Below are 13,614 nucleotides of genomic sequence, written 5' to 3'. Positions count from 1 at the left end.
GCCCCCTCTTGATTGCGGTGGGTATCTCAGCGCGCTACTACGAGGCTCAAATGGGCAGTGATCAGGTCATCAATACGGGTGGGAAGATCGACGTCCTCTCGCATGATGGGGGCGGCATTGACTATTCCGACAAATCCAGCGCACACGTTCCAAGCCAGGTGGTGCGCGTGTGCGGTGTCTCTGATAGTTCCGTCTGCGATGCCTTCGTCGACAACGTCACCGGTGGTGTCGACCCACTGCCGATAACCCTGATGCGCACCCTCGATTCCGGCTTCGAGGGTCAGTTTCATGCCGGCACGCAGTTGCAGATCACTCTCGACGCCGCGCGAGAGGTCGAGGAACACCCTTCTTAGCTTCTGTGCAGGGGGTTCTGCGGCGGTGCAAGCGCCGGAGAATGCGGTCTCGACGGCACTCGACCAGCCGTGAACGAGCTGCTGGGCAATGGCCTCTTTGGATGGAAAATGATAGAAGAGAGCACCTTTGGAGAGATCTTTGCTCGTGATCACGTCCTTGATGCTGGCAGCGCTGTATCCCCTCGCGTCGAAGATCGCGGCCGATGCGTCGAGAATCGCGTGGCGGGTGGTGAGCGCGCGCTGCTGCATGTGACGTGGGGAGCCACCGGAGGGTCGGTTGATGGTGGGCCGAATCGAATCGTTCATCGTGGCAGGTCCGTTCTTGTGGCTGTTCATCCCTGGTTTTGGCGCACTGTCAGGGCACCTTGTGGGTAGAGGTTTACTCGTTCGTTCTCGTTGCTTGCTGCGGCGGTCGCATAGGAGGGCGATGGGCGTCGAGGACACGTTCCGCGTCGGTATCGCGCGGTACCGCCATCTGCTGTCATCGTCGTGACCTCCGGTTTCAAAGCTGTGTGTTCGGGTCCACTGTTGCTGTCAACGTCGGATGAAAAGTGATCGGTGATCGTCGGACGAAAATTCACCACCCGGCTTGGATTTAGTCCCTGCTGGATCGGTTCTTGGTCAGAAGCTCTCGGCGCGATCGGGTGCGATAGGAGTCACCGCTGAGGGTGAGCACTTCGGCGTGATGGACGAGTCGGTCGATCATCGCTGCGGCGACGACGTCGTCGGAAAATGTCTCGCCCCATCGCCCGAACGGGAGGTTGGAAGTGACCATGACCGAGCCTTGCTCGTATCGGGAGGCGATCAGCTGGAAGAACAAGTTCGCCGCGTCCTGATCGAACGGGATATACCCGACCTCATCAATGATGATCAACTTGTAACGGCGGATCTTCTTGAGCTCGGTCTCAAGCTGCCCGGCATGATGTGCAGTGCTCAACCGAGTGATCCAGTTGCTGGCAGTATCGAACAGGACGGAATATCCGGCGTAGGCAGCTTTGACTCCGAGTCCGATCGCGATGTGTGTCTTGCCGATGCCAGGCGGACCGAGCAGGATGACGTTTTCCGCTTTCGGAACGAACATTCCAGTCGCCAAGTGCGCCAACACATCACGTCGCAAGCTTGGCAGGTGGTCGAGATTGAAGTCCTCGAGAGTTTTCACTGCCGGGAAGTGCGCCGTGCGGATCCGCATGATCGTGCCCGCCGACTCACGATCGGCGAGTTGGCGACCCAATACCGCTGCGAGGTATTCCTCGTGCGACCAGTTCTCGTCGCGGGCGTGATCGGCGAGCTCTTCCCACACTCGCCCGATCGTCGGGGTCTTCAATACCCTTGTCAAATAGGCGATCTGGGACGGAATCCCGTCCGCTGGTGGTGCCGAGACGGCCGCCTCGGCGGCTTTCTTCTTGGTTGCAGTTGTCATGATGTGGTCCTCACTGTTGTCGGGGCGGATTCGAAGTCGACGCCGAACAAGGCGTCGTAGTCCGGTAATGCTCGCAACGAGACGGGATGCCCGTCGATGTGCCGGCGTGTGGCGGCTTGTGTGCGGCGGCGCCGTTCGTCCGCCAATCCGCGGCGCAGTTGGGCGGCAACACTGACGTGATCGGGATCGGTGACGACTACATGCTTCGCCCACGAACGGTCATGACGAGCCACGATCTGGTCGTCGCAGCGGGCCACCACACGAGTCGGGCTGGCGCTCACATCGACGAATCGGCCGATCACTCGCGGGTCGATCGAGTAGTCGGCGCCGTCGACACGCACGTAGTAATCCCGCGCCAACCGGATCCGGTGACTGAGCCCGATCGCCGGAATGACCGGTGGCAGTTCGATCATCGCCGCAACGTCGGTGGCGAGCAGATCGATCGGCCGGCCACCGATCGCCCTCACAGTGCGAGTATTCGCTCGTGTGAGCCAGTCATGGAGTTGGGTGTTGAAATCAGTCGGTGAGGTGAACCGCCGGCCGGGCAGAAACGAGGTCTCCAGGTAGCCGTTGGCGCGTTCGACCATGCCCTTGTACTCCGGGTCCCGCGGTGGAGCCAACTGGATTCGAGTCGCTAACGTTCCGGCGAACGCAGCAGCAGATGTGGTGACCTTTCCGGTGCCTCCGATTGCTGATTCTCGGTCCCACACCAGCGTTTTCGGGACCTTACCCAACCCTGAGATCAGTTCCCACATTCCCGACAAGATGTCACCACCTTGCCTGGACGGGATCATCACCGCCGAGATGAACCGCGAGTACCCCGACGTCATCACCAACACCGGCAGTACCCGTTCCTGACCGCCACCGACCGGCACCACGGTCTCGGGAAACCACAAGTCGCACTGCGCGATAGCGCCAGGTTTGTAGACGAAACGATCCACCGGATCGACACCCACGTACTCCGGACGGATCTCGCGAATGCGGTCCTTGATCGTGGTGATCGAATGCTGCCACCCGATCCGCTCGGCGATCACCGTCGCCGGCATCCGAGGGAACTCCGACAACAGTGCCCGCACCTGCGGCTCGGCCGCATCAGCGAGAGTGCGTTGCCGTTTTCGTTGATACTTCGGAGGACGATCCGATGCCAACGCCGAGCGCACGGTATTACGCGTCACCCCCAACCGCCGCGCGATCTCGCTGATCGACAGGCTCTCAGCCCGATGCAAACGGCGGATCTCCGCCCAATCCTCCACTGAAATCACCCCACAACACTCACGCAAGGTGGTTAATTTTCGTCCGACGACATCCGTTCAGTTTTCACCCGTCGTCGACAGTTGCTGCCAATGTTGCAGTGTGCGGCACCAGTGACTTGGCGAACAGCAACATAACAAGGTCATTTCGGTGGACAGTAACTGATTGCTTGCCCGATGCAGGGCTGCGGTCAGCGGATAGATCCGGACAGCAATCCCGCGACCACCAGGCTGGACTGAGCCGGCCAGTGCCCACCCGAAACATGTGGTGGGCACTGGGCGCTCTCAGAATTCGATAGACGCGGCCACGACTGTGTAGAACTCCTGACCGCCATTGTCGAAGTACCGGGAAAGCACCTCATCGATGTCCGCTGGGATCGGCCCATCACGCTCACCCCACCAACAGGCGGCGAACTCTGCTGCGGCGGCCTTCGCTGACTGCTCGTCAAAGTGCACAGTGACGTTCGACCCGTGCTTGTGCTCGATGACCAGCACATACAGTTCCGTGATCTGCTGGGAATTCAAATCGTCGTCTTCGACGAGTGGATCCGGGAATGCGGGCGCGTCGCAGTCCGCCGGGTAAAGCCGCCATGGCCCCTCCCCTGTCGGATGGGGAAGCTCTGTGCTGTCCGATGATTCGTCGTCTCGCCACAGACCGAACACTGCCGACATTAGGCACGCGAGGTCTCCGTCGTCGTAGGCGGTATTTGTGCCGGCGTCACGGGCGCGAAACAGGTGCAAGGCTTTCGCGCGGTCCGCTGCGGTGATCCTCGAGCATGTGTCGGTGACGGTATTCGATCCCATATCGATCGTCCTCTCAAATGTTCTGCCGGGGAGAAACTCTGTATGCGAGAAATGGCAAGGGCCGGAGAGTTCCCAGGAGGGTCTCTCTCCGGCCCGGACGACGTTCGGATCAGCGCGCGAGCGCAATTCGCGCATCGCGGCGTTCCCGGCGGGAAGCCTTCGCCTTGAGCGCCTTACGTTCTCCTGCCTTCCAGTTTCGAGAACGGCGGGTCTTCGCGAATGCGTCGACCTCGTCGCCGCCCACAGTCTTACGCTTCATTTCGATCTCCTTCGCAGTCGGTGTGTTCTTCACCTACTGTCGTCGAAGCCATAATGCAGTGCGGCACAACAGGCCTTGTGAGCACGCGAAACATCCTGTCGTAACTGCTATCTGACCAGGACAGGATCGACACTGCAGAAATGACACGGTGGGGTATACCCCACCTCTCGATACCGTCCCGCTATGCCACAAGCCAGGGCCGATCGTTGACGACTGTGAGAATCTCGACCCGTCGGACAGGAGCTACGAAACGTGCGCCCGGCAACGATTGTTTCCCACCCTTGCCTGCTCTGTTCCCCCGGCGGGTCTCGAAGCGCGGGATTTCAAGCGATCACGCTGGTGCTGACGCGTGGTCACAGAGGGACTGAAATGCACGTTGATACCGGCGATTACAGCGCAGCCGTATTGCACAGCTCAGCAATACTAGAAAACAGCCTTTTAACTGCACTTATCCTGCTGTGCCGCACTCATTTTCGATGCCCCGGATTGTGAGTTCTGCTCGATGGCCTGCCGGTACACACACCACACCTGGCAGGTCTCCCCCAGATCTCGGAGGCAAAATTCATGGGAAAAACTCGCGACATCGTCGCCGACGCTATAGCCGCGCTGGAACTGCAGCGCGACCTCGTCGACGGCTTTCCACTCACCGGCGACCAACGCTCCACATTGCAGGCATGGCCCGGGTGGGGTTCGCTGGCATCGGCATTCGCCCCGGAACCTTCCGGGAAGTGGCTTCATCTGGCCGACCAGCTCGATTCACTGCTCACCCCTCCCGCACGCGCCGCTGCTGCCGACGTTGTCGACACGGCCTATTACACGCCCCCAGAGGTGGGACAACGTCTTTGGCAGATCCTTACCGCTGCAGGTTTCACGGGCGGTCGGGTGCTTGATCTCGGCTGCGGACACGGCGCACTCATTTCGGCTGCCCCTGACGGACTGCCTATCGACGTTACCGGCGTAGAAGTCGACCCCACGTCCGCGCGTATCGCTTCACTGCTGCACTCGCGTGCCACGATTCACACTGGCCGTTTGCAGTCACGATCGTTGCGCGACAACTACTTCGATGCAGTCGTGGCGAACGTCCCGTTCTCGTCCGTCAATGTTCACGACTCAGTGCACCGGATCAACTTGCCGTTGCACAGCTACTTTCTCATGCGCGCGGTCCGAGCGGTTCGCCCTGGCGGGTACGTCGTGGCGGTTACCTCGCGGTTCGTGATGGACTCCGGCACCACCGGCAGTGAACTGGCTCGTCATGCCGATCTCGTAGCGGCGGTACGGCTGCCCTCGGGCACCTTCCCTGGAACCGATGTTGTGGCTGACGTGCTGGTATTGCAGGTCCGCGCGCCCGGCCAGAAGGCTTCGGGCTGGATTGACACGGTCAATTTCTCGCGGAATCCCGGTTACCGACTGGGAGCAACTGTCGATGAACGCGACGTCGTCGACACGCCGTTGGGTGAGGGCCAAAACGCTACAGCGGTACGCGTGAATCGGTATTGGGCATTGCATCCGCTTCATGTGGCAGGTGCGATGCGCGTAACCGGCAACCGATACAACGGTTTAGCGGTCGTCACTGACGCCCCCGGCCCAGCGGTAGATGCGGCGATCACCTCTGTCTGCAGCGCGCTACCTGCAATGACCGCTGCTCCTATCGCCGATGACGGGCTTTCGGATGTGATCCTGGTAGACGCGCAAGGTCGCAAAGAGCGTTCGTTTCACGTCGTAGACGGGCAGATCTTCACTGTGACCGATGGTGCTCTTGTCCAGGTACAACGGCCGGCGCGGGAGTTGTTCGATCTGATCTCGCTTCGAGATGCGGCCATTAACTTGATGGACCTCGAGTCCGATCCGGACTTGCCCGACGAAACGATCGCTCCCGCTCGCGCACATGCTCTGGACCTGTACAGGCTGTACGTCGCAGCGTGGGGCGCGTTGAATCGGTGCACTGTGCGTGAGGGGAAACCTGATCCGGAAACTGGGGTCCCCGCAGTGTCGGTGCGTCGTCCATCGATGGGCGGGTTCCGCCGCGACCCGGACTACCCGCTGGTCTTGGCGCTGGAAAAGTACGACCCCGACACTTCGACAGCTGAGCCGGCAGCAGTGCTGCTAGGGCGGGTCAACAAGCGACCGGTGCGGGTTGAGCGTGTCGACACTGCGGCCGAAGCGCTGGCCGTCACTCTCGGTGAGGTAGGCCGCCTGGACTTGTCGCGAGTAGCTGAGTTGTTGGGGCTCTCAAGCCTGCAATCTGCAGCGGCGGCGCTCGGAGATCTGGTCTACTCGGATCCACAGAACGACGGGCGATGGACCCCGGCACGCGACTATCTGTCGGGCAATGTTCGGAGCAAGTTGGACGCAGCACGGCGCGCTGCGAAGCTCGATCCCGCTTACCTCCGCAATGTGGCAGCCCTTGAGGAATCGATGCCCACGCAACTCGGAATGCATGACGTACGAGTGAGTTTGGGGGCTCCGTGGTTAACGCCGGACGATATTGGAGCCTTCCTCACCGAAGAACTCGGCACCACGTATACGGGGGCGATTCACCATTCGCCATCAATCGCATATTGGGAGTTGTCGACGTCCCTTCGATGCTCGCCTGACGCGTCGGTCCTCTACGGCACCGAAGACATGTCCCCGATCGAACTTCTCCAATGCGGGCTCAACGGCAAACGACCTGTCGTCTACATAGACGTTCTCGACGACGGGGTCTACCGACGCGTACGTAGCCCGCAGAGGACCGCTGCTGCGGCCGACCGACTGCAAGCCCTCCACGAACGATTTAGCGTGTGGATCTTCGAGGACGAAGCACGCCGCGAACGGGTTCTGGCGGCCTACAACTTGCGGTTCAGTTCCCATGTCACTCGTCGCCCCGACGGGTCACACCTGACTGTTCCTGGAATTTCTGCTGGGCTCACCCTGTGGCCTCATCAACTCGACGCAGTCGACATGGTGCTCTCCCGTCCCCGTGCACTGATTGCACACGCCGTCGGCGCCGGAAAGACCTTGGAGATGGTGTGCTCAGCGATCATGCTGCGACGCTTCGGTTTAGCGAACAAACCCTGCATTGCTGTCCCCAAAAATATCTTGGAGCAGATAGGCCGGGAGGCGCAGCAGGCCGCGCCGGCCGCGAGGCTTCTCATCGCTACAGAGGAAGATCTCGCGCGCGATTCTCGCCGGTTGTTCGCGGCACGCTGCGCTACCGGCGATTGGGATGCCGTGATCATGACCCACGAGGCGTTCTCCACACTCGGGGTCGACCCGGAGTCCGAAGCGGAGTGGATCGAAACCCAGAAAGCCACCGTCCGCGAGCACATGAACAACGAGCCCGAATACGGTAGGGGCGCACGTCAAACGGCCAACGCCGTAAGGTCATTGGAAGAACAGCTCGACCGGCTCCGCTCGAATGTGACTGATCCCGATCAAATCACGCTCGAACAACTCGGAATCGACTACATCCTGATTGACGAAGCCGACAAGTTCATCCGGATACCGGTTGCCACCCGCGCCGACGGATTCTCGCTCGGCTCGTCCAAACGCGCTACTGACATGCTGCTCAAAGTGGAGACTTTGGCGGCCCGGTACCCGAATCGACCGGTGGTGTCGATGTTCACCGGAACCCCGTTTCGCAACACTCTCGCTGAAATCTACTGCTGGGCAAGGTTTATGATTCCCGACCGTCTCGACCACATCGGTTTGGCCCATTTCGACGCGTTCGCTCACACGTTCATCCGGTGGGAGACTCGAATCGAGGTTGCACCCGACGGGTCGGGCTTCCGGACTCATACCCGCCCGTCCACAATCCAGAACCTGCCCGAACTCCGCGGCCTGCTAAACGAGTTCGCCGACCTTCTTCCCGCCGAAGCGCTCGGGCAGAAGCGCCCGGCCCGCAACGATCACACCGTTGTCGTCGATCCTGGCCCGCAGATCCTCGACTACGTTGCGGGGCTGGTGCGCCGGGCCGAGAACCTGCAGAACACCAACAGCCGAATCCGCGGCTCAGACAACATGCTCACCGTATGCGGAGACGGCCGCAAGGTTGCTTTGGATCCCAAGCTTGTAGGCATCGAGATCGCGTCACCGAAACTGCTCGCCGCCGCTGAAACCATCGCTTCGACCTACCGTCGAGACCTCGACCGCACGTTCAACAACACCACTCCTGGTGTCCTGCAATTGGCGCTCTGCGACCTGGGCACCCCCAAACCAGACGATGCGTCCACCTATGGCCGGCTCCGGCAACTGGTGGTCGAACTCGGGGTCCCGGCCAACCGCGTGCGTTTCGCACACGAGGCTACGACACCGAAATCCCGGGAAGCTCTACACGCCGCCTGCCGTGACGGGTCAGTATCCGTGTTGCTCGGGTCGACGCCGAAAATCGGTATCGGAACGAACATTCAAACCCGTCTGTCTACCGTTCATCTGATCGCGCCGCCCTGGCGCCCGTCCGATGTCGAACAGGGCGAAGGTCGCGCGTTCCGGCCTGGGAACCTATGCGAGTCCGTAGACGTGTTCACCTACGTCACCGAACGCACCTTCGATGCCTACTCGTGGGAAGTGTTGCATCGTAAGTCTCGTGCCTTCGCACACTTGTACTCCACCGATTCGACGATCCGGGAGGTCGACGACATCGGAGACACAACATTGGCGTACGCCGAGATCAAAGCTGCGGCTTCGGGGAACGTATTGCTACTCGAAGAAGCCGAGATCAAATCTACCGTGCGTACGTTGCGTCTTCGGCGGGCGACGCATCTACAGAATGTGCGCCGCGCCGTCCAGCAAGCCGACCAGTGCGCGGCAGCGGCCGAACGTCTGCGGCGTCGTGTCACCGCGCTCGATGAACTGTACAAAGACCTCGACGACCGGCCAATCATGTTCGACCGGTTGGTCGACGACATCGGGTACTTAATCACCCGACCACATCGAAGCGCGTCTGTCGGCCCGCTGACTGTGGAAACGGAAACGTCCGAAGGCCAGATCGTCGGATTCACGATCCGGCATGACTACACGACACTGGCGGACGTCCCGGTCTCCCGATCTCAGCTCCGGCGGGGCGCAGCCCGCATCGCACCAGCAGTAGCAGAGACGTTGCACCGTCTCACCGCCCCAGAGCGAACCGAATCCGCTCGGTTGCAACAGTCGATCGAACGGCTACGAGCGGAAGAGGACGCTGCTCGCAACGCTGCGACCTCGCTCCTGTTCCCTGACGAGCAGACTCTCGTCGCCGCCGAAGCCCGCCTAGCTGCGATCGGTGCGGAGATCGCCGACGCCCTCGACAGCGACCGTCAGCACAGTCAGGCGGCCTGACCGACGCGGGGCAGGTGTGGACCGCTTCGCCTTGCCGCACCTGCCCCGAATCCCGCACCAGCGAACCGGCTCCCACGCCTGATCTGTGAGGGCCGGTTCGCTGGTGCCGGCGGCAGCAAAGAGCCGGACAGGTCCACAGACAACTTCCCCCACAGCGCGGCCGGACAGCCACGCCCACAAATGCCTCTGGCGACCTACGAGAAACCTCTCGTAAGTCGCCAGCGGTATCTGCCTCTCAGGCGGCGTACACAACACGTCCAGACTCTCGGCCAACCAAGCCGCCGTCCAGAACCCACCGGACGAACAGCGGCTCGCTCGAATCGAAGTTGGCGTACTCCACCTCGCCGGTCACCCCCAACTCCGCGACAACAGAGAGCGCCGCTTCCGCCGCCACGGCGTCCCAGGGATAACCAGCATCGCGCAGCGCACCTCCACCGCCGAACCGGATGTGCAACGTCGACACCGTGCCGTCTACCCGAAAGTGCTCGCACTGCTCTGCCAGTGCGCTCGTACGGAACAATCCAGCCAACATGCCAGCGAGCCGCGCATCAGGACTGACGTCAGAGAACTCACCCCGTGTCTCCGCACCACATGACACCAGCGAAGCAATCGTTGCCGCCACTGTTGCATCCAACCCACCATCGTCGTCACTTCGATCAGCGACGACGAATGCTCCACGGAAGCAACGACTTTGTCCTTCACCCATTATGTCCCTCGATTCTGTCTGCGAAATCCGATACGCCAATGGTCACCAGGGACGACTGCGGGTGCGGCACGCCGACCTCATGCTCCGCTCGAACCGAGAGCCCGGACAGGACACACACCCAATGGATCCGATTTCCAACACGCGCTGGCCCACCGAGATCCCGTAGCTCTCTACCCGGTCACCGCACTGACGCGCACCCACCACCGCTCTCGCGCTTCGGGTCCAGTTCACGGACAGCGTCCGCCCGGTGCGCGATGCCTTCATCACTTTGCATGCACCGTGCCGACGAGGCTGACCGCTCGCTCCACACGACCCTGCCCTCATCGGCGACAGTTCCTGTTTGTCGCGCTGAGTGTCTGCGTGGCGAGGCAGACTGCTCGCTATGCAAACCCCGCATCCCACGGCGCCGCACGATGCAGCCGATACCATCACCGCGCTCAGTAGCTCTAGTCGCGCGCTCGAGGACCTATCCATGCTGCCCGCGGCACCGGGCCTTTACGCGTGGTGGGCGGCGCCGGAGGTGTTCTCTCAGCTCCCGGGGCCCACACACCCGACCAACGCCGGGATACGGCTGCTCTACATCGGTCTCGCCACGAACCTGCGCCGGCGGATTATCAGTAATCATCTGCGCCGCAGCGGATCATCCACCCTCCGCCGCACCCTCGCCGGGTTGCTCCTCGATACCGAGCACTACCGGACCCGACGCACTGATCGCGTCGTCCTCGTCGACGAGGACGAGATTCGACTGACTGCCTGGATGCACACCCATCTACGATTGACCTGGTGCCAGCACCCCTCACCGGCCGCGGTCGAAGCCACCGTGATTGAGCGGTGGGCACCACCGCTCAATGTTGCTCATGCCAGCGGACCTGCCCGTGCCGTGATAGAGGCCGCACGCGCGGCCTACTCCGCCAGTGTGTGACTCGCCCGGACACGACACAATGGGCCCAGCCCGCTATCGAATGTGGACAGCTCGCCTTCCGCCTCAACAGGCCGCATCGGCCTCCCTGCCCCCGTCGAGGGGTGCAACCTGAGCAGTTCCCGGCACCGAATAACTTTGATCTCTTCGAGCCAGCTCCACTCCTCCCACACACTGCATTTCAGGTGTTCGAGGGGTGCGGTCATGACGGAGTCAGAGCCCGTCGGTCAGGCTGAGTCCTGTGCTGAGTAACGGATTGTTGATGACATTCGTGCGCAAGTACTCGATCTGCGCGGTTAGGTTGGCGCGCAGCGCCGTGAGTTCATCGGACATTCGTGTGGTCTCGGAAGTAGCCATCTCATTTAGCGTGATCTGGGTGTACGCCTCCTGGAGGCCTGCCTCCTGCTGCTCGAGCTGATCAAGTGCCTGCATCTGTTTGATCAGTCGATCCAACGGGGCGAGCTCGTTACGGTATGCGAGCAGTGCGGCGACCCTGCGCACCAAACTCGCTCGCATTTCACTGATCAACCCAGCATTGCGTTTGACCGCCTGCAGAAGGCGTTCCGCGTCGGGTCCATCTCCACCGAGGATGTCCCGGTCTACAGCGTTCGCACGCATTTGCTTGCCGAGTATCGCAGCGCTGCTCACGATTTCGTACAGTTCTCGATCTAGGTCAAGCCGAATTCGGTGCTCGTCGAGAAGTCTCGATTTCCATGCTGCACTCTTGCCGATATCAGCAATGACATGGTCCGCGAGGTACGCAATCTTCTGCGCGTCCCCGCAGCCCTCTCCGTTACCGACTGCTTCGAATCCTGTTCGCCTGTGGGCCTTGCGAAGCTGCGCACGCTCTTCGCGTGTCACACGGAGCGGCTGCCGTACTGCACGTACAGCAGCCACACCCCCCACCAGCGCGAATCCAACTGGAATGGCGAACGGAATCGCCAGCCCATAGATGTTCGAATCCTCAGTGGTGGCGATCACTCCGATTACTGCCAGCCCCAGAAGCACAAAAGCAATCGCGGCCATCCCCAACATGACGAATGCAGTTTCCTGACCGGAGCCCGGCGGCAAGTCGTAGTAGCCATCGAGCCCGGCCTGTCGGCGTTCGTCTCGCTTTCGTGCGAGCTCCGGTGTGATCGAGTTCGAGTCGAACTGTTCCAGCTCCGCAAGTCGCATATTGGCTGCCGGGTCGTATTCAGTGATGTCAGAGAGAAGATCCTCGACCTCGGCCGGGGAAACCACAGCCTCGTTCACCGCGCCGGCCGGGAGGAAACGCGGTGACGGGTCGTTCGATGGTGTCGTGCTCATCAAGAACATCTCCATTCTGCTGTGTACTGATGAATCCTAGTGTTCAGTGCCGACGGGGCAGCTACGCATTGGTGTCAGGCGGACACTGGGAGGCTGGCCGAATCATGTTGAAAGACAGTGTGAGCGATCCTGCATCGCCACCCGTCCCGCACCAGTTGCATCGGCATTACGCAGCACTCGGGGACCATGGCAGCCGGAATGTGGGGCGACGTCGGCGCCGGCCGATGTCGGTGCTCCCAAGGCAGCACACCGAGTCCCGAAGGAAAACGCGCTGAAAGATCGGAGTACAGCGCGATTCGGTCATGCTCGAGCAGATAGACGAGCAGCTCGCTGATTGTCGTCACCCCTGGAATCGGGGACGTGCCCCCGACGCTGCGGCCATCGGTGTCCAGCCACACGAAGTCCGTACCGGAGAGGTTCCAATGTCGAACCATATCCATCCCACAGTCCTCACACGCTGTCGTCATCGCTGCCGCCAGCATTGGGAGCGGGAAGTTGGGTGAGCAGGGGGTCGACGTCATTTCAGCTGCCTCTCGATGATGGGAATCGAACTCAGCCAACGATGAGCGAGACCCGTTTCAGGCGCGGCACACTCGATCACCGATCCGGACCATCTCAGCCCAACCCCCGCCGCGACAATCCGGACAGCCCTCGTTTCCCAGACTGAGGTGGAACCCCCGAAAGAAGGTTCCCGGACGGTCAGCCCCAGCAGACAGCGCGCTCCGATTTCAACGCCCACTCCGCCACCTCACGAAGCGAATCGAGCGCGGACTCGGTGTACCCGGCGCGTCGACCGCCTTCAATCCACCGAGGAGTGCCAGCCATCTCATACGACGGCACGCCCTCGTCGGAAGGCGCGATCGCTTGCGCCACCATGACCCGGCCTAGAAAGTCCTCTGCCGGGCATTCTCCACTCGATTCGACCGCGTCGTCACCGTTCCCGGACGCAAAACCCAACAACTCCAGCAGGCGCACAGCATTGTGGTTCGAGAAGTTCGCAGACGGTTCCTCGCCGCTGTCGGCAGTCTCGATCTCGAGCTGAGGGCCCCAGATGCGGGCTTCCTCCGGATCGGTGCACCCCGGCAACAGTGCGCCAGTGCGCTGCATGTCCTCCAAAGCCGCTATCGCAGAATCGTAGTCACCGATGCGTTCGCTGCGGCCACCCATCTGATCGGTCAGGCGGTATCCAACGATTTCGCTCATCTCGGGTGCAAAGGTGATTGACATGGTGGCCTCGTTTCTCGCTCGGGGAAAATGACCCCCTCACGATCTCCAATCCACTCGACAGCTGCGGCACCCC

Annotated in this window: 11 protein-coding genes; 2 read left to right on the top strand and 9 right to left on the bottom strand. The window is 61.5% G+C overall.

All coding sequences use genetic code 11. The annotated features are described in order from the left end of the window. Positions 1–26 precede the first annotated feature (26 nt). The 5 genes from G9U53_RS30520 to G9U53_RS30500 all read right to left on the bottom strand — a co-directional run bounded on the left by G9U53_RS30520 (position 27) and on the right by G9U53_RS30500 (position 4,086). The gene (locus G9U53_RS30520; protein ID WP_165639813.1) at positions 27–659 is read right to left on the bottom strand and encodes a TetR/AcrR family transcriptional regulator; all 633 of its coding nucleotides are present in this window, start codon (positions 657–659) and stop codon (positions 27–29) included. 289 nt (positions 660–948) lie between these two features. Continuing rightward, the gene (gene istB / locus G9U53_RS30515; protein WP_165639812.1) at positions 949–1,773 is read right to left on the bottom strand and encodes an IS21-like element helper ATPase IstB; all 825 of its coding nucleotides are present in this window, start codon (positions 1,771–1,773) and stop codon (positions 949–951) included. After that, the gene (gene istA, locus G9U53_RS30510; protein WP_125052918.1) at positions 1,770–3,035 is read right to left on the bottom strand and encodes an IS21 family transposase; all 1,266 of its coding nucleotides are present in this window, start codon (positions 3,033–3,035) and stop codon (positions 1,770–1,772) included. Before istA ends, istB begins: the two co-directional genes overlap by 4 nt. 273 nt (positions 3,036–3,308) lie before the next feature. Continuing rightward, positions 3,309–3,827 carry a hypothetical protein gene (locus G9U53_RS30505; RefSeq protein ID WP_165639811.1) on the bottom strand — a complete coding sequence of 173 codons (519 nt, stop codon included), beginning with the start codon at positions 3,825–3,827 and terminating at the stop codon, positions 3,309–3,311. A 109-nt stretch (positions 3,828–3,936) separates the two neighbouring features. Continuing rightward, positions 3,937–4,086, bottom strand: coding sequence for a hypothetical protein (locus G9U53_RS30500; protein ID WP_155419141.1), 150 nt, complete (start codon positions 4,084–4,086; stop codon positions 3,937–3,939). 564 nt (positions 4,087–4,650) lie between these two features. Between G9U53_RS30500 and G9U53_RS30495 the strand changes: the two genes are divergently transcribed. Beyond that, positions 4,651–9,381, top strand: coding sequence for a methyltransferase domain-containing protein (locus tag G9U53_RS30495; RefSeq protein WP_165639810.1), 4,731 nt, complete (start codon positions 4,651–4,653; stop codon positions 9,379–9,381). Between the two features lie 235 nt (positions 9,382–9,616). On the opposite strand, the gene G9U53_RS30490 is transcribed toward G9U53_RS30495, so the two are convergent. Next, the gene (locus G9U53_RS30490; protein ID WP_165639809.1) at positions 9,617–10,087 is read right to left on the bottom strand and encodes a hypothetical protein; all 471 of its coding nucleotides are present in this window, start codon (positions 10,085–10,087) and stop codon (positions 9,617–9,619) included. 382 nt (positions 10,088–10,469) lie between these two features. Between G9U53_RS30490 and G9U53_RS30485 the strand changes: the two genes are divergently transcribed. After that, positions 10,470–11,009: a GIY-YIG nuclease family protein gene (locus tag G9U53_RS30485; protein ID WP_165639808.1), complete on the top strand. Its 540-nt coding sequence runs from the start codon at positions 10,470–10,472 to the stop codon at positions 11,007–11,009. 210 nt (positions 11,010–11,219) lie between these two features. Here the strand turns inward: G9U53_RS30485 and G9U53_RS30480 are convergent, their stop codons facing one another. The 3 genes from G9U53_RS30480 to G9U53_RS30475 form a co-directional block, all read right to left on the bottom strand. Further along, positions 11,220–12,314, bottom strand: coding sequence for a hypothetical protein (locus tag G9U53_RS30480; RefSeq protein ID WP_165639807.1), 1,095 nt, complete (start codon positions 12,312–12,314; stop codon positions 11,220–11,222). A 74-nt stretch (positions 12,315–12,388) separates the two neighbouring features. Then, positions 12,389–12,754 (bottom strand): hypothetical protein, encoded by a 366-nt coding sequence (locus G9U53_RS33380; RefSeq protein WP_207624730.1) that lies wholly within the window; start codon positions 12,752–12,754, stop codon positions 12,389–12,391. A gap of 259 nt (positions 12,755–13,013) precedes the next feature. Next, complete coding sequence (locus G9U53_RS30475; protein WP_064112275.1) at positions 13,014–13,541, bottom strand: hypothetical protein; 528 nt, start codon at positions 13,539–13,541, stop codon at positions 13,014–13,016. Positions 13,542–13,614: the final 73 nt, after the last annotated feature.

This window comes from Rhodococcus sp. D-46 (assembly GCF_011290655.1).
Classification (GTDB): Bacteria; Actinomycetota; Actinomycetes; order Mycobacteriales; family Mycobacteriaceae; genus Rhodococcus_F; species Rhodococcus_F qingshengii.
Note: the sequence above shows the minus strand (reverse complement) of the source record. Positions and strands in the feature narration are given on the sequence as shown.